This window comes from Enterovibrio norvegicus DSM 15893, assembly GCF_900115495.1.
Classification (GTDB): Bacteria; Pseudomonadota; Gammaproteobacteria; order Enterobacterales; family Vibrionaceae; genus Enterovibrio; species Enterovibrio norvegicus.
In genome coordinates, this window is the sequence record NZ_FOWR01000002.1 from 52331 (window position 1) to 71718 (window position 19388).

Sequence of the window (19388 nt, forward strand, 5' to 3'; positions counted from 1 at the left end):
TGAAGATTCTCGCTGAATCCGGTATCTTCAAGTTGTTTAGGTATAGATCTGGGTTTTACTTATAGCGCCCTGCTGTAATGAACTCGTTGAAGCTTTCGCACCACACAATCACGGTGTTGAACTGAGAAGGGTCAATGCCTTCAGGCACTTTGACGATAAAGTTCTCAAACGTTTTAACATCACCGACTTGGGTCATCTTGCTTTTTAAATTGATAAAGTCGGTTTCTGTTTCGATAAATTCAGGGGAAAGGTACAGTTTGTAGTCTGGTCCGGGTGCGAGCTCTCCCATGAATGAAATCATGTCAGGCCCAATGGCAACACTGCCTTCGCCCCAATGAAAGGTATCGCTGTCTTTTAGGTCTTTACGGAACTCTGCCGTGTAATTCGCACTCGCTGAAACTGACGTTATTTCCGCAGTGGACGGGCCTTCAGGGGCGATTAAGATGGGCAGGGAGTAGATACCGACAGCAAAGCCTATCGCCACAGCAGCAACATGGGAAATGACGAGAGTAATAGCTTGTCGTGTGGTCATAGTTGAAAGCCTCCGATGTAGGGATATGTCATGCCTAAACAAGGTGAATTCATCGCCTTCATGTTGTTTAGATACAGTGATTATGTGTAATAGAGGGTGATAAAGAAACCGTCGTTGTTGTTTCTTTCGTGAGATGTGAAGGTGCCAACATTTACGATTATGCGCATGCTTGCGGTTACACGATTATCCATGAAATAAATTGAGTCTTTCCTAAATAAAATATAGGCGCTTTTACAATGTTAAACAGCACGTATATTTTTTGGTGATGCATTGGTTTCCTGTTTTGTCACATATTAATGTTCGCCGCCCCAAAAATAACAAAGTGCGTGCCACTCTAGGTACAATCTTCTCCTTTATAAATGCAAGAAAAAGAAAAGTAAGCGCTTTTTATGAGAAAGGTGCGCGCTTTTTTATAAATCTGACGCCGCAGTTAAATATGTCTTACAAGGTGTTAAATCTTAGAGGGTGTCCTATTTAATTGGAATGAAATCATGTTGAATAAATAGCACCTGTTGTTGGTGGTTGTGCTCTCTATGTTCATAAATGTATTTTTAATCAAAGGGATAGGTATGTCTAAATTCAACAATGAAAGAAGAACGTTTTTAAAAAATGGCCGTGGATTATTTTTCACTTCTGTTGCGGTTTCATCGCTTCCCATGTCATTCCTTCTTTCAGGCTGTGACAGTCCGTTTTATCACATCACGTATAAAAACTGGGCGCAAGATATTCAGGTTGGTGGCGTATTAGCGGCCAAGGTAACATCACTAGAAGATCTTGAATCCGTCGCGAAATGGGCATTGGAGAATGGACACTTTATTAAGGCGTTTGGCTCTATGCATAATTGGTCGCCATTGATCCTTTCGAAGGACGAGCCTAAAGACAAAGCCTTGTTGCTTGATATGTCTCAGTTCAACCACCTTGAAATGCTCGAGTCCCATGCTGATTATGGTGTGGTGAAAGCGGGATGTGGTGTGCAATCAGAAGACTTGTATTCCTTTCTCGCCAATCAGCCTAGCGGAAAACCAGACATTCCCGGTTATGCGTTTTCAAATACCCCTGCGCCGGGTAACCTTTCTCTTGCTGGCATGCTTTCAATCGGTGGTCACGGCACCAAAGTGAGCTACAACGATTCAAAAGAGAATGAATCGCTAAACGGCAGTATAAGCAACAATGTCTTGTCGGTAACCGCACTGGTATGGGACGGCAGCAAATACGCCCTGAGAACCTTCCATCGCGACGAAGAAGATGGCGATCTCTTCTTGGTAGCGCTTGGCGCTACCATCATTCTTGAAGCGACATTGTATGTGCTGCCCAACTATAACCTTCGCTGCCAGAGTTTCACGGATGTTCACTAAGCTGAATTGTTCGCAAAAGCGGCGGAAGACACCCCATTATCTATTTCAAACATCTTGGACTCAGCAGGGCGCATGGAGGTTATTTGGTTTCCATTTAGTCAAAAGCCATGGCTAAAAGTGTGGAGTAATGAGCCGCAAAAACCGGCCTCTTCGCGTGCTGTATCAGGGGTATATAACTATGCGTTTAGCGACAATATTCCGTTGTTCATTTCAAACATCATTAAAGGCATTTTGGTCGCAAAACCAAAATTGGTGCCTGCCTTTGGTATTTTGCAATCCGTTACAACTACCCTCGCATTAAAAGGCGGGGCGAATCGAGAGAATTTATATAATCAGGTCGTCAGCAACACATCAGCGAGAAGCTTGACCGGCGATGGCGTGAATAATGAGACCATCACGGAAGAAGAATTCGAGGCTTTCCTTCCTTACATTGAAGCGGTCGAATCGACGCAACCTGAAAACACCCATGCGCGCAGTTTGTTCGCGCAGAATTACGACATTTGGGGGCCAGCATGGAAGACCTTGGTGTATGTGCGCGAAACCACCTTGCGCGTGACAGCGAATGGGTATGCTGTGCACCTCAACCGTGCTGATGTTCAGCCGTTTTTACATGACTTCGCTAACGTCTATCTTCGTCTTCAATCAGAGTATGCGGGCAGAGGCCAATACCCGATTGCTGGGCCGATGGAAATCAGGGTGACGGGCGTGGATAAAACAGACGGGCTAAACCTTTCTAATGCAAAACCCCCTGCGCTTTCAGCAACCACTGACACACAAGATGCGAACCTGGATACCGTGGTGTGGCTAGACTTACTGACCTTCGCGGACATGCCGTGGGCAGGGGAGTTCTATCAAGAGGTTGAAGAATGGCTCTACCAACAACTGCCTGCGCATCAAGTCAGGGTTGAATGGTCGAAGGGGTGGGGATACATCGCTACGGGGGCATGGAAAAATGAAGATTTCATTGCCAACACTGTGCCAACAACGTTTAGCACTGCAACGCGTTCTTATGAAGAGACAGCAGCGCGACTCCGTGAATATGATCCGCACTATTTGTTCGCTTCAAGCTTGGTAAGAAAGTTGGTGCCTTAAGCTGCTTATATCTAGCATCTAGTGCTAACACTCATCGCAAGATGAAAACAAAAAGGACGAAACACTCGTTTCGTCCTTTCTCTTTATACGGCTTGAATCTGGGCGAGCTTAGTCAGTTAGTTGGCGTCAGCCACTTTAATCACTAACTTGCCGAAGTTCTTGCCTTCTAATAGACCCATAAAGGCGTCAGGCGCATTTTCTAGCCCATCAATCATTTGTTCTTTGTATTGCATCTTTTCTTGTGCCAACCACTGTGACATGTCCGTAGCGAATTCATTATAGCGGGGTGCATAATCATCAAAGATAATGAAGCCCTGCATCTTGATACGTTTGACCAACAAGGTCGCCATCAACATGCCCATGCGGTCTGGCCCTGCAGGCAGTTCAGTTGCGTTGTACTGAGAGATCATGCCGCACACAGGAATACGCGCGCTGGTATTCAGCAATGGAAGCACAGCATCAAAGACCTTTCCGCCGACGTTTTCATAGTAAACGTCGATGCCTTTATCGCAGGCTGCTGCCAACTGTTCCGCGAAATCATAAGCCTTGTGGTCTATACACACGTCGAAACCCAATGTTTCAACGGCATAACGACATTTCTCTTCGCCGCCGGCAATACCGACCACGTTACAACCTTTCAATTTGCCGATTTGACCCACAGTTGCACCTACTGGGCCTGTGGCTGCAGCGACGACAAGGGTCTCTCCCTCTTTAGGTTGGCCGATATCCAGTAAGCCCATGTACGCCGTGAAACCGGGCATGCCCATGATGCCCAGCGCAAACGAAGGGTGAGACGGTGATTGCCCCAGTTTTAGAAGCCCTTCGCCGTCAGACACGGCATAGGATTGCCAACCTGAAAATGATAATACCCATTCGCCTTTTTCAAACTCGGGATGTTGAGAGTCTTCTACCTGACACACGGTCGCACCCACCATGACATCATCAATTTTCGTAGGTTCTGCATAAGATTTTGCATCACTCATGCGGCCACGCATGTAAGGGTCAAGAGAGAGGTAGATGGTTTTCAGTAGCACCTCGCCTTGGCCAATGGTTGGGATACCGACATGTTCTAAGCGAAAGTTGTCGGCAACAGGCGCGCCCAATGGGCGTGAGGCAAGTACGATGCGTGCGTTTTCTGACGGTGCTGACATAAAGCAATATCCTTTTTCTTATGGTAGTGAACGGCCATTAGACCGGTCGTCTAGTGTTGGGTTAAAAAAAGTCCGCCACATGACATGGCGGCTTTTAGAGTGAATGAATCACTCAGTTATACCCAAACAAGGTGAAGATGCCGGATCCAGTGAGCATCTTTAGGTTGTTTGGGGTGACGTCAGTTTAAAAGGCTGTGTTGCCTTTCAATAATTGTTCAGTTGAAAGCAATGCTTGTGACATGCCATCGGTATTTTGGCTGAGTTTGCTCATAAGGCTTGCACCAATCCACAAATAGTAAAGCTGATTGGCGGCAGCATGGCTGTCTTTGACCTGAATGGAGCCGTCCTCCATGCCTTCTTCTATGCACCGAGCAATCAGTGCAATGATGCGGCTTGCACCGTCGAGTAAAGATAAGCGCATGGCATCAGAAAGATCTGACACTTCACCGCTGAGTTTAACGACTAAGCATCGCTGGTTACTGCACGTGCCATCGTTTACTTCAATCCATTTACGCCAATACTGCATGAGCTTTTCATAGCCACTGAGGCTTGGGTCACTGAACAGCGCATCGAGGCGCTGTCGGTAATTGGCGAAATACTCGTTGATCAATGCTTCACCAAACTGCTCTTTGGATTTGAAGTAATGATAAAACGAGCCTTTCGGCACACTGGCATGCGCGAGCAATTGAGACAGGCCTACACTGGTAAAGCCTTTCTCAACGATCAATTGGTAGCCCACATCTAAAATGTGTTGGCGAGTAGGGTGTGTGTCTGTATTCATGTCGAGTATCTTAAGATCAATTAGACCAGTCGTCTAGTCAAAGGATTTGTCTGTTATTTGCCTTGTGATCACATCTTTGTCTATTTCGTCAATGAAATGTTTGTTTCATTGGTTGCGTGATAAACGTTTAGATCTTACTATTAAATGAAATAAACGTTTCGCTGTTGTTTTCTGTGTTTCGAAACGTTTCATTTCACCCCTTCTTCACACCAACACAGTCGGACAGGAGTCTTACATGACGACGCGGGAAAGAACACTGGATGTTATCTGCCTTGGGCGCGTAGCGGTCGATCTCTATGGAGAGCAAGTCGGTTCAAGGCTTGAGGATATGCGAACCTTTGCTAAATATTTAGGCGGTTCGTCTGGCAATGTGGCCCATGGAACGGCGCGACAAGGTCTCAAATCCGGCATGCTTGCTCGTGTGGGTGATGAGCACATGGGGCGTTTTGTTCGTGAAGAGTTAGAACGTGTTGGCGTAGATACCAGCCATATCATCACAGACAAAGAGCGTCTGACGGCATTGGTGTTACTCGGCATCAAAGACAAAGATACTTTCCCGCTGATTTTCTTTCGCGAAAACTGCGCTGACCAAGCGATCACGCCCGAAGACATCAGCGAAGAATACATCGCATCAGCAAAATGCTTGGCGATCACAGGCACACACCTTTCAAATCCAAGCTCACGACAAGCCGTGATCACCGCCCTTAACTACGCGCGTAAACATGGTGTACGCACCGCATTGGATGTGGATTTTCGTCCTGTGCTTTGGGGCTTAACCTCATTGGGTGACGGTGAAACTCGGTTCATTGCATCTGATGATGTCACCAACCAGTTGCAGGAAGTGCTGGGCTTGTTCGACCTGATTGTCGGCACAGAAGAAGAGTTTCACATCGCTGGCGGTACTGAAGATTCCATCGGTGCGTTGAAAAAAGTGCGCGAATTCACGGATGCCACCTTGGTGTGTAAACGTGGCCCATTGGGTTGCAGCGTATTTACACACGAAATTGGCACTCAACTGGATGATGGCATCACGGTGAAAGGTGTGCGTGTCGAAGTGCTTAATGTGCTGGGGGCGGGTGACGCCTTTATGTCCGGTTTGCTGCGCGGATATCTGAACGACGAATCGTGGGAGCAAAGCTGCCGCTATGCCAATGCATGTGGCGCCCTGGTCGTATCTCGCCACGGTTGTTCTCCTGCGATGCCGACCAAAGAAGAGCTTGATAACTACCTGCTGCGTGAGCATGAAGTGCCACGTCCTGATCGTGATGCGATGTTGAACCATCTTCACCGTGTGACTACCCGTGAAAAAGCATGGCCAGAACTGTGTGTATTGGCGTTTGATCACCGTTCGCAGTTTGTCGAAATGGCGCTCAGTGCCGGGATTGATGTGGCACACATACCGCATTTGAAATCACTCATTTGGCAGGCAGTACAAGAAGTCACGGCAGAAAGTGGGCTGACCGGTAAAGCGGGTATTTTGTGTGATTCTACCTTTGGTATGGATGTGCTGAATGACGCGACAGGGTATGGCGATTCCGTGGCAGAGCGCTATTGGGTTGGTCGACCTATCGAGCTGCCTGGGTCGCGTCCACTTCGCCTCGAAAATGGCAATATCGGCACGCAATTGGCGAACTGGCCACGCGAGCAAGTGGTGAAATGTTTAATGTTTTACCATCCTGATGATGAGCGTGAGCTTCAACTTGATCAGGAAGAAACCTTGAAAGAGGTGTACAACGCTTGCTGTGAAAGCACCAATGAATTGCTGATTGAAATCATTCTTCCTAAAGATGCGCCCGTCGGCTCAGCCCACGATGCAGATGCCATGTATCAACGCGTGATGGAGCGCCTTTATAACCTTGGCATTAAACCCGATTGGTGGAAGTTGCCGCCACTCACTGCGAAAGGTTGGAAAGACGTCGATACCTTGATTGAGCAACGTGATTCGCATTGCCGTGGTGTTGTGCTGTTGGGGTTAGACCAACCAGCAGAACAGCTTAAAGCGGGTTTCTCTGCGGCATCGCAGTCTCGTACTGTTCGAGGTTTCGCTGTGGGACGCACTATCTTTGGCGAACCGAGCCGACAATGGATGCGTGGGGAGTTAACGGGAGAGCAGTTCGTGAATGCCGTGAAACGAAACTACATTGATTTGATTGATACATGGCGTCAGCGTTAATGGTTACTTTTTATTACGGCAGATCGGCAATCGCAGAGATGAGGAAACAGACATGGCAGTTCAATTAGGCATCAACCCACTGACATGGACGAATGATGATCTTCCCTCTCTGGGGGCAGAAACGCCCCTTGATGTATGTTTAGCGGAAGGAAAATTAGCAGGATTCACGGGGTTCGAATTGGGCAACAAATTCCCAAGAACGCCGGAAAGACTTGGTCCCATTCTGCGTAAGCATGAATTGGCGTTGGTATCCGGCTGGTATTCAGGAGAGCTACTCAGCCGATCCGTTGAGCAGGAAATCGACGCGGTGCAATCTCACCTTCATTTGCTTAAAACGCTGGGCGCAACTGTCATGGTGTTTGCAGAAGTGACAGGATGTGTGCATGGCAACCTCAATATGCCCGTTGAGCGTCGGCCTCGTTTCCCCGAGAATCGTTGGCAAGAATACGGCGAAAAACTGACCGAGTTTGCAAAGTACACCCAATCACAGGGTGTTCAAATTGCTTATCACCATCACATGGGCACAGTGATTGAAAGCGAAGCAGATATTGACAGATTAATGGATGTGACGGGCGAAGAAGTGGGTTTGTTGCTGGATACGGGCCATCTTCATTTTGCCGGGGGAGATCCGGTTGCTGTTGCGAAACGTCATGCTGCGCGCATCAATCACGTGCATTGCAAGGACATTCGACAATCCATTCTCGATGATGCTCACAATCGCCGACTCAGCTTTTTGGATGCAGTTCTCAATGGTGTCTTCACTGTACCTGGCGATGGGTGCATTGATTATTCGGGGGTGATGCAGGTGTTGAAAGACAACGAATATGAAGGTTGGCTGGTGGTGGAAGCAGAGCAAGATCCTGCCATCGCTCATCCGCTGACGTATGCGAAGAAAGGGCATAAAAATCTTGAAGCTTACGCAAGAGAGGCTGGATTGCTCTAGACAAATCAGTTCTGCACTGCGGGTTAAAAGAGGCAGTGCTGATAAAGAAAAATGAAAGTTAAATGACCCAGCATGAGGCTCAATACAGGGAGACCCAAGACATGGAAACGGCTCATAATTATATCAATGGCAGCATTGCCGAAAGTCAGACAACCCGCTTTGGTGCGGTGTTTAACCCCGCGACAGGCGAGCAAACCAAACAAGTCGCACTGAGTAGCGCCCAAGAAACGGAACAGGCGATTGCAGCAGCACAAGCTGCTTTTCCTGCTTGGGCGAAAACACCGTCACTTCGTCGTGCACGCGTCATGTTTAAATTCAAGGCTCTGCTTGAAAAGCATCAAGATACGCTGGCGCGTTTGATCAGTAATGAACACGGTAAAGTGTATTCAGATGCCGTAGGCGAGTTGACCCGTGGTTTAGAAGTGGTGGAATTTGCCTGTGGCATTCCTCACCTGCAAAAAGGGGAGAGCTCAGCGAACGTTGGCTCCGGCGTTGATAGCCATTCCTTGATGCAGCCGTTAGGTGTTTGCGCAGGGATCACGCCGTTTAACTTTCCCGCTATGGTGCCTATGTGGATGTTTCCGATTGCCATTGCAACGGGAAACACCTTTGTGTTGAAACCGTCTGAGAAAGATCCCTCATTGGGTTTGGTGCTGGGAGCGCTTTTGAAAGAAGCAGGCTTACCTGACGGCGTGTTTAATGTTGTGAATGGCGACAAAGAAGCGGTAGATGTGTTGCTGACCGATCCTCGTGTTCAAGCTGTTAGCTTTGTGGGTTCAACGCCGATTGCTGAATACATCTATGCCACGGCGTCTGCGCACGGCAAACGCTGCCAAGCGCTGGGAGGTGCGAAAAACCATTGTATCTTAATGCCGGATGCTGACATGGACATGGCCTCTAGCGCCATCATGGGGGCTGGGTTTGGCGCTGCGGGTGAACGCTGCATGGCATTGTCTGTCGTGGTTGCTGTGGGCGATGAAACGGCAGATACCTTGGTCGGCTCTCTGTCTGACAGCATTGCTAACATGCGTGTCGGTCCGGGCATTGTGGATGGTCCTGAAAACGACATGGGCCCCGTGATCTCCGCACAACATAAAGATAAAATTTTGGGTTATATCAATGCTGGTGAAGCGCAGGGTGCCAAGCTGGTGGTGGATGGTCGAAACTGCCAGGTTGAAGGACATGACGACGGCTTCTACGTTGGCCCAACTTTGTTTGATGATGTCACACCTGACATGAGTATCTATCAAGAAGAGATCTTTGGTCCCGTGTTGTCTGTGGTTCGTGTGCCTGATTACCAAACAGCGCTCGAACTCATCAATGGTCATGAATATGGGAACGGTTCAGCGATCTTCACACGAGACGGAGAAACCGCGCGCCAGTTCAGTGAAGATGTGTTGGCAGGTATGGTGGGTGTGAATGTGCCAATTCCTGTCCCAATGGCATTCCATAGTTTCGGCGGTTGGAAGCGTTCAATCTTTGGGCCATTGAATGTACACGGCAACGACGGCGTACGTTTCTATACCCGAATGAAAACCGTCACCACGCGATGGCCAGCGAGTGTTCGTTTGGAAAAGCACGACAGTCACTTCACCATGCCCACCATGGGATAAGTATTATTTGAATGATAAAAAGGCCGCTGATGCGGCCTTTTTTAACTGTATAATTTCATTCGGAAATTAGACGAAATCAAACATGTCGCTAGATACTTTGTTGGCATTAAAGTCTTCAAGGGTAACGGTTGTTTTGTTACCGAAGTCTAAAATAGTGTCGCTGCCAGATTGCGTCACGCCAACTTGTTTGAACGATGTCAGCAGTGAACTGTCAATCTGAAGCGTGTCACCTTGGCCTTTAGAGAAGTCCGCAATGGTGTTGTTGCCATCGCGATACTCAAAGAAGAAGGTATCCGCACCGAATCCACCAACCATGTAATCGTTGCCGTTACCGCCGACCAAGTAATCGTCGCCGTTTTCACCGTACAGGTGATCGTCATTACCGCCGCCATAGAGTTTGTCGTGTGCGGTGCCACCTTTGAGGGTATCGTTGCCTAAGTGACCTTCTAGGATATCGTTGTGGAAACCACCATCAAGAAAATCATTACCTTTACCGCCGTTGAGGAAATCGTCGCCGGCATCGCCGTACAGGGTGTCATCGCCCTCTGAACCACGCAGTTCGTCGTTATTGTTACCGCCATGCAGTTCATCGTTACCTGTGCCACCATGAAGGTAATCAAGGTTGTTACCGCCATACATGGTGTCGTTGCCTTCACCACCTAGCATTCTGTCGTTGTTGCCTTCACCAAACATGGTGTCATGACCGTCACCGCCAACAAGGTAATCATTACCACCGCCGCCGTTTAACATGTCGTTGCCTTCATCACCGAACAGTTGGTCGCCGCCGTTACCACCAAACAGATTGTCATCACCTAGACCGCCGCCGAGTTTATCTGCGCCGTCTTCACCTTGAAGGCTGTCGTTATCAGCACCGCCGTAGAGTTGGTCTGCTTCTGAGCCACCCCAAAGTGAATCTTCGCCTGCACCACCGCGAATAAAGTCTTCACCTTCATTGCCCCACAGAACATCGTTACCTTCATCGCCGTTGATTTCATCGTTGCCAGTGTGGCCGAAAAGAACATCATTACCGCGACCGCCAGATAAGAAGTCGTTACCATCGTTGCCTTGTGCTTTATCGTCGCCATCACCGCCATAGATTTTGTCGTTCCCTTCGTTGCCAAAGAGACGATCATGGCCAGTACCGCCAGAAACGTAATCATCGCCCAAACCACCTTCGACAAGGTCGTCTCCCGCATCGCCGTAAAGGTTATCATTGAGGAAGCCACCACGAACCCAATCGTTGCCTGCATCGCCGTGGACTTCATCAGTGCCGTCACCGCCGATTACCGTATCGTCACCATCGCCACCGTAGATAAAATCAGTGTCGCCGTCGCCCTGAATGTAATCGTTGCCGCCGTTCCCATAAATGAAATCAACACCTGGTGTGCCGATGATTTTGTCGTCGTTTTCCGTACCGTTAATGATGTTCGACATGTTCTTTACCTTGTATATTTTTGAGGATGAGAAAATATTGTTATTTTTTTAAAGTGCCACGTCATTTTCGATAATATGAAAAGAATGCCAATCCACCCTTTTCTCATTAGTGAGAATTAAGGTTTTAACTGAGTAAATAATCTAACTAAGAAGCATGCCTTTTATTTGAGCATTTCCTGAATTAAAGGTTTATCGATTTATTTATAATTTAAAATCAGAAGGTTAGTATATTCTTTTCACTATGAGGAATAAGCATGAAAAGTTAACCCATCCTTTTTGATTGCTTTTGATTAGTGAGTATGAATTTTTTGCCAAATAGCATGTATTGTTGATTTTTCCCAACGGTTTTTTCATTTAAATATGAGGCGTACGTTGTTTGCTTTCTTTAATCAATATTGAGAGTAAGCGTTGGATGGGATGGGGCAGGATTTGATGTTGGGTAGAAAAGGCCGCGAATGCGGCCTGTTTAGTAGCGTTACAGTGTGTCTACTTAAATAGCTTCACATGCGCTTCCATTTCTTCGCCGATTTGTTTACGCATGTTCATTAAGCGAATGGCAGACTGTTCCAATTCTTTATCTTCATCGGTTTCTGGCGTCCACTTGGGAATGGATGTGGGTTTCCCCACTTCATCAACCGCGACCATGATGACGATACAGTGCGTGGTGAGCCTGTTTTTGAGTTCCTTTGGATCGCTGGCTTGCACATCAATGGCAATGTGCATGGAGGAATTACCGGTATAAATCACCTTTGCGCTGACTTCGACAAGGTTGCCGACATGAATCGGTGCAACAAAACGAATGCCGCCTGCATAGGCGGTAATACAGTACTTGCCACTCCATCCCGCGGCGCAGGCATAGGCTGCAAGGTCAATCCATTTCATGGCGGCACCACCGTGCACCTTTCCGCCAAAATTCACGTCACTGGGCTCTGCCAGAAAGCGTAATGTTATGTCCCTTTGTTGTGCACTCATTGTTGTAATCCTTACTGCATGAATTACTTTAGTTATAACAAAGAATGAGGGAGACAAGTAGGGGATAGTCAGCGTTACTGTCACTTAAAAGGGATTCAAGAGATAGTTAAGGCTGTTTATGAATATGCTGTATGATGACGACGTTTTCATTCTTCAATCCAGCTCGCCATGTTTTGGCGTGCTTGGACACATTCTAAGACGCACTATGTCCGCTACTGATTCGCAGAACCACACCATTGTTGATGATTTTGTTGCACCTGCTTGCGAGGGTTTCATCTCGCTGCTGTATCAAGATGATGACATCTTATTGATCGACAAACCCAGTGGGCTGTTTAGCCTTTCCGGTAAAAACCCGCTGAATTGGGATTCGGTGCATTATCGCTTGGTTCATGGGCAAGAAGGACGAACGCGCGCCTTTCCCGATGCAAAACTTCCTCACCGCTTAGATTTCGGCACCTCTGGCATCATGGTTGTGGCATTGCATGCCGAGTCTGCAAAGCACCTGAATAAACAATTCCAAGACAGAGCCGTTCAGAAGCAATACATGGCGATGTTGGAAGGTTGGGTATCTGAGGATCACGGCCAGATAACGGCTGCCATTGCAAAAGACAAAACCCTGTTCCCGCGCGTGAAATTATGTGCCGACACAGGCAAGCGCTCGGTGAGCGATTATGCGGTTATTACGCGCTATCCCAACCCACAACGCACACTCGTCAAATACACGCCAGTGACAGGGCGAACGCATCAACTGCGCATACACAGTTTGTCGATGGGGCATCCTATTTTAGGGTGTGATTTGTACAGCAGCGATACCAGTGAGCGCTTGGCCTCCCGATTACAGTTACATGCAAGTGATTTGTTCTTTGTGCATCCCATGACGGGAGAAAAAGTGCACGGTCAGAGTGAGTGCCCATTTTAAAAATAAAGTTTTAGGAAAAAGAAAAGCCTGCTAAGCAGGCTTGGCGATGATGATGTTTAAGGTGTTATGCACCCAGCGTCGATGATAGTGCTTGCTGCACTTCCGCATCTGATGCATTGCGAGAAATGGTGAAAGAACGGTACATATCACCGCGTCCCATTGCGCGATCGATTTCTGCGAGGCAATGAATGCGGTCGCCGTCCAGAATGAAGGAAAGCTCGATTTCCTTTTTACTGAAGAATCCGCTGTTTTGAAACTCTAACTCTTGGTAACAGCCAGAACGTGAGGAAAAACCGTTGCCGTTCAATTGACCTTGCTCAACGTCTGCTTTCACCATGCGGTAGCCTTCGCTTTCAAGCAGGCTGATCACTTGTTGTACTGCAGGCAGAGGGCGAATTTCTAGGTAATCTCTGTCCGTTGGGTCGATAGCGAAATCAATGTCCAGCGACGTTTCTACCCACACTTTTGATTGGTTGTAGTTAGCTGATACTGCGGTGATAGGCGTTTCGTCATGTAATGGCATGTCGAAAGAAATCGATCTTTCTTCACCCGGCTGGATCACGAAAGGGTCAACGGCTTGCATCGAACCCAAAATGAAATTCTGATAACTCACGCTGTCGTCAGATTCCACTTTTACTTCGGTGCACAGTTTGAGTGAAATGGCATCGACTTGTTGCTCAATGTCGCCACCCTTAATGTGAATGGTGCCGGTTAGCATTGCGCCTTGGTAGACAGATTCGTTGTCTAAAACGGTGTCGACTTTAGCTGCACCAATACCTAATGATGCTTTCAATTTTTTAAACATGCTTGTCCCTTTTTCTTTGTGGCAATTCTCTTTGCTCATCTCTTATTTACATAAACCTGCCAATGTAGACAAGCGACAATAATGTTAATTCCCTGCATTCCCAATTCGTTGATAAGCAATAACTCACGAAGGAAATGAGCGTCACTTTATGTTGACTTAGATGCAGTGTTGGATAGCGAGATTGAACATTGAAGGCGATGTTGTGCTGTCAACGACCCATAAACTTGCTGAGGGTCGTGAACAATTTACGCGGCTTGCAGCGGTGACCCGCTGTGGAAACGGAACATGTCATCCGGTGTTTGGATCAGCATTGCTTCTTTTTCGCCGATCAGTTTGATGCGATCTTGAATGTCTCCGCCCGCGATAGCGGCGGCTAAGGTCAAGTAGTCCTGATAGTGGCGTGCCTCTGAACGTAGCAGTGAGATATAGAACTTCTGCAGCTCCGCATCAAGATAGGGGGCTATTTTTGCAAAGCGCTCGCAAGAACGCGCTTCAATGTAAGCACCGACAATCAGTTTATCGATCAATGTGGCAGGTTCATGCGTTCGCACGGCTGACATCATTCCTTTCGCATAGCGGCCTGCATGCAGAGGCGAGTAGGGCATGTCACGCTTTTCCATGATCTCGATAACTTGCTCAAAATGATGGAACTCTTCTTTAATCAAGCGAACCATTTTATCGATAAGATCTTGGCTGTGCTCAAACCCGGCTTTGGGCGTTAATGGTGCGCTCAAACCATTTTTCTTCGCGTGAAAAACACCATCTCGTTGACGTTGGTACACGAAATCTTCGTAAGGTTTTGCCCACTCTAAAAGCAATGAACCACTGTTTTTGTCGATGCCGTATTTGCGAATTAACCACATTGCGGTTTGCGCAGCTTTCAGCTCGCAGTTCGCGTGATCACGCAGCAGGATGGTTTCATTCTCTGGTTTAATGGCTTCATCTATCCATGCCTGTGGCGTTTCGCAGTGGAGAAATCCACGAACAGGCTCTAAGAGTTGTTCTAATTCTTGGCTAAGTTGCATCGACATTTCTGTTCTTTTTTATGGTGTTGAGGGCATCTATTATACAAGCAGCGAGAGTTGAGAGAAACTCTCCTGACATGTTCTGTCAGTAGCTGGCAGTAAGCTTCTTTCAACCCCACATGAAAGGAGAAAACACCATGGATAACATCGTTGAAACGGTGCGCTTTAAATTGAAAGAAGGCACGGACGTTCAAACATTCCTTGCTGCGGCAGAGGGTACATTGCCTTACATCAGTAGTTGCGAAGGGTTTGTTTACCGTTCATTGAGTTTGAATGAAGAAACACAAGAATGGACAGACATTGTGTATTGGACCAACCTCGCCAATGCGCAGGCGGCATCAAACAGCTTCATGCAAGATGCTGGTGCGCAAAAAATGGTGTCACATATTGATGGCGCTACACTTGTTATGGCGCATGAGTCCGTCAAAATGAGTGCCATGGGTGAGTGTGTAGAGTCAGCTTAGCAAGGAAGTTAAATGAGTAAATCGGAGCGTTTGTTTGAGCTGTTAACCCTGTTGCGTTCTAAGCGTTACGCGGTGACAGCCATGACGATGGCAGAAGAGCTAGGCGTCAGCGAACGCACGATTTACCGTGATGTCCAATCTCTGCAGCTTTCAGGTGTGCCCATTGAAGGCGAGGCAGGGGTTGGGTATCGATTAGGCAAAGGTTCTCATCTGCCCCCACTCATGTTCACCGAAGAAGAAATGCTCGCCATGGAGCTCGGTATGCGCATGGTGAGAGCATGGTCCGACAGGCAACTGGCTGCGGCTTCTCATTCTGCATCAAGAAAAATCCATTCCATCTTACCGGATCATCTTCGTGCCCAAATAGGGGCGTTCCCCATTGAAGTGCCAACATTTCATGTCGGCAGTGAAAATGCTGATCGCAATGAATTATTGCGGGAGGCAACGGCGCAGTTTAATAAAATCCAAATTCATTACGAAACGGGTGAAGGCATTGTGTCTGATAGGGTGGTACAACCGCTTGGGCAAGTCTATTGGGGAAAGGTTTGGACCTTAGTGGCGTGGTGTGAACTGAGGAATGACTACCGAAGTTTTCGCATCGATCGCATCCTGCGAGTTGATTCGTTAGCGGATACGTTTACTACACACAACGAGAAATCTTTTCAGCATTATTTAGCCGCAAGCTACGGCTGTGAGAAATAACTTTATTGCGTAAGGTAAACCATTTCAAAAATCACTCCGTAATGACTGTTCGCTGATCAGCTAAATCGAGCAAACGCTCTCAACCTTTAATATATGGAATAGGAGAAATCATATGATTTCTACGAAGGTCGTATCGTCTCTAAAATCAGCACTACTTTCTGTGTTCGTTGTATTTGCAGTTTCTGCTTGCAGCGCACAAGCTAAACATCACGAGTCAATGCACGAAAAACCAAAACAAAATATCGTCGAAATAGCAGCAGGAAACCCAGATTTCAGTACGCTAGTCGCTGCAGTGAAAGCGGCTGGCCTTGTTGAAACGCTTCAAGGGAAGGGGCCTTTTACGGTTTTTGCACCCACCAATGAAGCATTTGCAAAGCTACCAGCAGGCACAGTTGAAAGCCTATTGCAGCCAGAAAACAAAGACCAGCTTGTTGCTATTCTCACGTATCACGTTGTGCCAGGGAAAGTGATGGCAAAAGACGTGGTAGGTCTGACAGAGGCTACGACAGCGCAAGGCAGTGTTATTTCAATCGACACCACGAACGGCGTGAAAGTCGATAACGCCAATGTGGTCGCGACAGATATCGAAGCATCAAACGGCGTTATTCACGTGATTGATAGCGTGATTATTCCTTAGACAAGTTTGCTACGATTATTCCCACCCATCTCGATTCAAGCGGACCTTTGAGTTCGCTTTTTTTCGTGAAACCATACAGGTAATTTGCAACTGATGCTCTTCGTTTCATCGATTTGCCAATATATCTCAATTGTCCATATATTCGTCATCAATAACTTATTGTTTGTGCATTCATGAGTTTGCTAAGTTGAGTGTTTTAGCGAAAATCAATGTTAATACATTTATCTATTCGTTTAATTTTTATGACAAAAAAGAGATGACTTATGTTTGGGAAATGGTTGGTTGTTATTGCTGTACTGGGGGCGGTGTCGCTATCTGGCTGTGTGCGAGTTTTGTCTCCCGAAGAGACTGCTCCTGATATTAGTTATGTTTCAGCAGAGGCATTTAACATTGCAGTACGTGACGCTCGTCCATATGTTTTGGATGGAGATAAAGCGAGTAGTTTTGAAGGGTTGACTCGATCTGCGCTGGGTATTCCCTATAGCCAAAATACAGCGACAAAAGAGCCAATGGCCGATTATATAGCTAAGCGCCTAGAAGCAGGCTTCAAAAATAAAGGCATCGAAGTCAATGTAATCTCTACTGATATGAATACATCAAATAAAGAAATTTATGCAAAGAGTATTGAGTCTGGAAACAAGGGGATTTTGATTGTGTTGAAAGAATGGAAATATGATTACCATTCTTTCAGTGATAACTCGTGGTATGACATGGACGTTGTTATCGTCGATGAGTTGGGTAATAAGAAACTTGCAAAACGATTTGTAGGTGAAGATGACATCCCTGATTTTGATGACGCCATCGTAAACGAAATGCAACTGATCTACAAAGCGCGATTTGAGAAAGTATTTCAAGATGAGAGTGTTCGTCAGGCGTTACTTAACTAGTTGAAACTTTGATAATAAAAAGCGAGCTAGTAGCTCGCTTTTTTATTATCAAACTGTGAGTGACGCTGACTAAGCGTTAGCCTAACAGGTCGTCTGCCACTTTGTAGTTTGGATCTTCAATGTGGTTGATTTCAACCAAGCTACCTGCTTTTGTCAGTAGCGCCTGACAGTCTGGCGACAAATGGCGAAGATGCAGAGTCTTACCGGATTTGTTGTATCGGTCTGCCAAGGTATCAATCGCTTCAATCGCGGAATGGTCAGCAACACGTGACTTACCAAAATCTACGATAACGTCGCTTGGGTCATTCTGTGCGTCGAATAGTTCAAGGAAGTTAGCCACTGAACCGAAGAAAAGTGGGCCATTCACTTCATAGATTTTTGAGCCTTCTTCATTGATGTGGCTTGTCGCGTAAATGTGTTTTGCGTGTTCCCATGCAAACATCAACGCAGAAACAATCACACCAACAATCACGGCAATTGCAAGGTCAGTCATTACGGTAACAACGGTGACTAACACGATGACAAAGAAATCTTTCTTAGGTACACGGCGTGCCAGCTTGAAGGTTGCCCATTCAAAGGTACCGATAACAACCATGAACATCACACCAACAAGCGCTGCCAGTGGGATCATTTCAATCAGTGAAGAGGTGAACAAGATGAAGCAAAGCAGTGCAAGTGCGGCAACGATGCCCGATAGGCGGCCACGACCACCTGAATTTACGTTGATCATTGATTGACCAATCATCGCACAACCGCCCATTGCACCGAACACTGAACATGTTACGTTCGCAACGCCTTGACCCACACACTCACGGTTACCGTGACCACGGGTGCCTGTCATCTCATCAATGACGGTGAGCGTAAGTAGCGACTCAATCAAACCAACTGCAGCGAGAATAAGCGCGTAAGGCAAAATGATGTAAATCGTTTCTAGGCTAAACGGCACCATTGGCACGGCGAAGGTTGGCAGTGAGCCTGCAAGCGTTGCGTTCTCGTCGCCACTCATTGAGCGTAGGAAGTCCACCACTGTGCGTGTATCGAGATCAAGCAGCACGACGGCAGCCGTAACAGACACGATAGCAACCAGTGAAGAAGGTACTGATGTGGTTAGTTTTGGCAGGAAGTGAATGATTGCCATGGTGATAGCCACAAGGCCAAGCATCAATATCATTTGGCTGCCTTGAAGCCAATCTAGATTTCCTGCTGCATCTGGCGCTTTGAATTGGCCTAACTGTGCAAGGAAAATGACGATAGCCAAGCCATTAACGAAACCAATCATCACAGGGTGAGGCACCATGCGGATGAATTTTCCGAGCTTGAAAATACCGGCAGATACTTGGAAGAGGCCCGCGAGCATCACGGCAGCAAAAAGGTATTCGATGCCATGCTGAGCAACCAAGCTGACCATAACAACGGCCATTGCACCTGTTGCGCCTGAAATCATGCCTGGGCGACCGCCAAGAATAGAGGTCAATAGGCCCATGATGAACGCAGCGTAGAGACCAACCATAGGGTCTACACCTGCAACAAAGGCGAATGCAACGGCTTCAGGCACAAGTGCGAGCGCTACTGTCAACCCTGACAGTACGTCGTTTTTCACTGAGTGCTGGGGAAATTTAGGAAATTCAAACATTATGTAAATTACTTGTCTTTAGATGGGTTAAGGGGAATCACACAACATCGCTAGCGGTAGCAAAACGATCGTCCTTGTAATCACATAGCTAGCAATTAAACGTTCTTTCTATAAACAGCTGTCTCAACTGTTAAATGCTTGCGGATACTACCTAATAGTGTGATTTTGTTCAATGTTCGTAACGTAATTGTGAATCTTAATGATAAAGATATCAGTGTTTGACATGTTGAAGCGACAGCGTGAAATACGTGTATAGCATTAGGGTAGTCG

General features: G+C 47.0%; 18 protein-coding genes. 10 read left to right on the plus strand and 8 right to left on the minus strand.

What is annotated here, in order from left to right; genetic code table 11:
• Positions 1–55 precede the first annotated feature (55 nt).
• Complete coding sequence (locus BM082_RS01640; RefSeq protein ID WP_017013889.1) at positions 56–532, minus strand: DM13 domain-containing protein; 477 nt, start codon at positions 530–532, stop codon at positions 56–58.
• A 569-nt stretch (positions 533–1101) separates the two neighbouring features.
• On the opposite strand from BM082_RS01640, the gene BM082_RS01645 reads away from it, so the two are divergent.
• Positions 1102–1887 carry an FAD-binding protein gene (locus BM082_RS01645; RefSeq protein WP_017013888.1) on the plus strand — a complete coding sequence of 262 codons (786 nt, stop codon included), beginning with the start codon at positions 1102–1104 and terminating at the stop codon, positions 1885–1887.
• A gap of 6 nt (positions 1888–1893) precedes the next feature.
• Positions 1894–2979 (plus strand): cholesterol oxidase substrate-binding domain-containing protein, encoded by a 1086-nt coding sequence (locus BM082_RS01650; protein ID WP_017013887.1) that lies wholly within the window; start codon positions 1894–1896, stop codon positions 2977–2979.
• Between the two features lie 116 nt (positions 2980–3095).
• On the opposite strand, the gene BM082_RS01655 is transcribed toward BM082_RS01650, so the two are convergent.
• Positions 3096–4130, minus strand: a complete 1035-nt coding sequence (locus tag BM082_RS01655) for an NADP-dependent oxidoreductase (RefSeq protein ID WP_074925006.1) — start codon at positions 4128–4130, stop codon at positions 3096–3098.
• A gap of 184 nt (positions 4131–4314) precedes the next feature.
• On the minus strand, positions 4315–4911 hold the full coding sequence (locus BM082_RS01660; RefSeq protein WP_074925008.1) for a TetR/AcrR family transcriptional regulator: 597 nt from the start codon (positions 4909–4911) through the stop codon (positions 4315–4317).
• Positions 4912–5146: 235 nt separating this feature from the next.
• Between BM082_RS01660 and BM082_RS01665 the strand changes: the two genes are divergently transcribed.
• The 3 genes from BM082_RS01665 (at position 5147) to BM082_RS01675 (ending at position 9640) form a co-directional block, all read left to right on the plus strand.
• Positions 5147–7084 carry a bifunctional 5-dehydro-2-deoxygluconokinase/5-dehydro-2-deoxyphosphogluconate aldolase gene (locus tag BM082_RS01665; protein ID WP_026025198.1) on the plus strand — a complete coding sequence of 646 codons (1938 nt, stop codon included), beginning with the start codon at positions 5147–5149 and terminating at the stop codon, positions 7082–7084.
• Between the two features lie 52 nt (positions 7085–7136).
• On the plus strand, positions 7137–8027 hold the full coding sequence (gene iolE / locus BM082_RS01670; protein WP_017017376.1) for a myo-inosose-2 dehydratase: 891 nt from the start codon (positions 7137–7139) through the stop codon (positions 8025–8027).
• 101 nt (positions 8028–8128) lie between these two features.
• Positions 8129–9640, plus strand: a complete 1512-nt coding sequence (locus BM082_RS01675) for a CoA-acylating methylmalonate-semialdehyde dehydrogenase (RefSeq protein ID WP_017017375.1) — start codon at positions 8129–8131, stop codon at positions 9638–9640.
• Between the two features lie 66 nt (positions 9641–9706).
• Here BM082_RS01675 and BM082_RS01680 read toward each other — a convergent pair whose 3' ends face one another.
• A complete protein-coding gene (locus BM082_RS01680) occupies positions 9707–11074 on the minus strand; it encodes a calcium-binding protein (RefSeq protein WP_074925010.1) in 1368 nt (455 codons plus the stop codon).
• Positions 11075–11560: 486 nt separating this feature from the next.
• The gene (locus tag BM082_RS01685) at positions 11561–12046 is read right to left on the minus strand and encodes an acyl-CoA thioesterase (protein WP_017009659.1); all 486 of its coding nucleotides are present in this window, start codon (positions 12044–12046) and stop codon (positions 11561–11563) included.
• 118 nt (positions 12047–12164) lie between these two features.
• On the opposite strand from BM082_RS01685, the gene BM082_RS01690 reads away from it, so the two are divergent.
• Entirely contained in the window at positions 12165–12965 is an 801-nt protein-coding gene (locus BM082_RS01690; protein ID WP_017013880.1) for an RluA family pseudouridine synthase, read from the plus strand.
• Between the two features lie 64 nt (positions 12966–13029).
• On the opposite strand, the gene BM082_RS01695 is transcribed toward BM082_RS01690, so the two are convergent.
• A complete protein-coding gene (locus BM082_RS01695; protein WP_074925130.1) occupies positions 13030–13770 on the minus strand; it encodes a sporulation protein in 741 nt (246 codons plus the stop codon).
• 245 nt (positions 13771–14015) lie between these two features.
• The gene (miaE, locus tag BM082_RS01700; RefSeq protein ID WP_026024554.1) at positions 14016–14795 is read right to left on the minus strand and encodes a tRNA isopentenyl-2-thiomethyl-A-37 hydroxylase MiaE; all 780 of its coding nucleotides are present in this window, start codon (positions 14793–14795) and stop codon (positions 14016–14018) included.
• A 137-nt stretch (positions 14796–14932) separates the two neighbouring features.
• Between miaE and BM082_RS01705 the strand changes: the two genes are divergently transcribed.
• The 4 genes from BM082_RS01705 (at position 14933) to BM082_RS01720 (ending at position 17485) form a co-directional block, all read left to right on the plus strand.
• Positions 14933–15259, plus strand: coding sequence for a hypothetical protein (locus BM082_RS01705; RefSeq protein ID WP_017009655.1), 327 nt, complete (start codon positions 14933–14935; stop codon positions 15257–15259).
• A gap of 12 nt (positions 15260–15271) precedes the next feature.
• Positions 15272–15961 (plus strand): helix-turn-helix transcriptional regulator, encoded by a 690-nt coding sequence (locus tag BM082_RS01710; RefSeq protein WP_017013878.1) that lies wholly within the window; start codon positions 15272–15274, stop codon positions 15959–15961.
• Between the two features lie 112 nt (positions 15962–16073).
• On the plus strand, positions 16074–16598 hold the full coding sequence (locus BM082_RS01715; RefSeq protein WP_017013877.1) for a fasciclin domain-containing protein: 525 nt from the start codon (positions 16074–16076) through the stop codon (positions 16596–16598).
• Positions 16599–16861: 263 nt separating this feature from the next.
• A complete protein-coding gene (locus BM082_RS01720; RefSeq protein WP_017013876.1) occupies positions 16862–17485 on the plus strand; it encodes a YajG family lipoprotein in 624 nt (207 codons plus the stop codon).
• Between the two features lie 76 nt (positions 17486–17561).
• Here BM082_RS01720 and BM082_RS01725 read toward each other — a convergent pair whose 3' ends face one another.
• Positions 17562–19118 carry a SulP family inorganic anion transporter gene (locus tag BM082_RS01725; RefSeq protein ID WP_074925013.1) on the minus strand — a complete coding sequence of 519 codons (1557 nt, stop codon included), beginning with the start codon at positions 19116–19118 and terminating at the stop codon, positions 17562–17564.
• Between the last annotated feature and the right edge of the window lie 270 nt (positions 19119–19388).

Excerpts from the sequence above, each read along its gene's own strand:
- BM082_RS01640 (WP_017013889.1), bottom strand. The coding sequence starts at position 532 with ATGACCACACGACAAGCTATTACTCTCGTCATTTCCCATGTTGCTGCT.
- BM082_RS01645 (WP_017013888.1), top strand. The coding sequence starts at position 1,102 with ATGTCTAAATTCAACAATGAAAGAAGAACGTTTTTAAAAAATGGCCGT.
- BM082_RS01655 (WP_074925006.1), bottom strand. The coding sequence starts at position 4,130 with ATGTCAGCACCGTCAGAAAACGCACGCATCGTACTTGCCTCACGCCCA.
- BM082_RS01660 (WP_074925008.1), bottom strand. The coding sequence starts at position 4,911 with ATGAATACAGACACACACCCTACTCGCCAACACATTTTAGATGTGGGC.
- BM082_RS01665 (WP_026025198.1), top strand. The coding sequence starts at position 5,147 with ATGACGACGCGGGAAAGAACACTGGATGTTATCTGCCTTGGGCGCGTA.
- iolE (WP_017017376.1), top strand. The coding sequence starts at position 7,137 with ATGGCAGTTCAATTAGGCATCAACCCACTGACATGGACGAATGATGAT.
- BM082_RS01675 (WP_017017375.1), top strand. The coding sequence starts at position 8,129 with ATGGAAACGGCTCATAATTATATCAATGGCAGCATTGCCGAAAGTCAG.
- BM082_RS01680 (WP_074925010.1), bottom strand. The coding sequence starts at position 11,074 with ATGTCGAACATCATTAACGGTACGGAAAACGACGACAAAATCATCGGC.
- BM082_RS01685 (WP_017009659.1), bottom strand. The coding sequence starts at position 12,046 with ATGAGTGCACAACAAAGGGACATAACATTACGCTTTCTGGCAGAGCCC.
- BM082_RS01690 (WP_017013880.1), top strand. The coding sequence starts at position 12,165 with ATGAATATGCTGTATGATGACGACGTTTTCATTCTTCAATCCAGCTCG.
- BM082_RS01695 (WP_074925130.1), bottom strand. The coding sequence starts at position 13,770 with ATGTTTAAAAAATTGAAAGCATCATTAGGTATTGGTGCAGCTAAAGTC.
- miaE (WP_026024554.1), bottom strand. The coding sequence starts at position 14,795 with ATGCAACTTAGCCAAGAATTAGAACAACTCTTAGAGCCTGTTCGTGGA.
- BM082_RS01705 (WP_017009655.1), top strand. The coding sequence starts at position 14,933 with ATGGATAACATCGTTGAAACGGTGCGCTTTAAATTGAAAGAAGGCACG.
- BM082_RS01710 (WP_017013878.1), top strand. The coding sequence starts at position 15,272 with ATGAGTAAATCGGAGCGTTTGTTTGAGCTGTTAACCCTGTTGCGTTCT.
- BM082_RS01715 (WP_017013877.1), top strand. The coding sequence starts at position 16,074 with ATGATTTCTACGAAGGTCGTATCGTCTCTAAAATCAGCACTACTTTCT.
- BM082_RS01720 (WP_017013876.1), top strand. The coding sequence starts at position 16,862 with ATGTTTGGGAAATGGTTGGTTGTTATTGCTGTACTGGGGGCGGTGTCG.
- BM082_RS01725 (WP_074925013.1), bottom strand. The coding sequence starts at position 19,118 with ATGTTTGAATTTCCTAAATTTCCCCAGCACTCAGTGAAAAACGACGTA.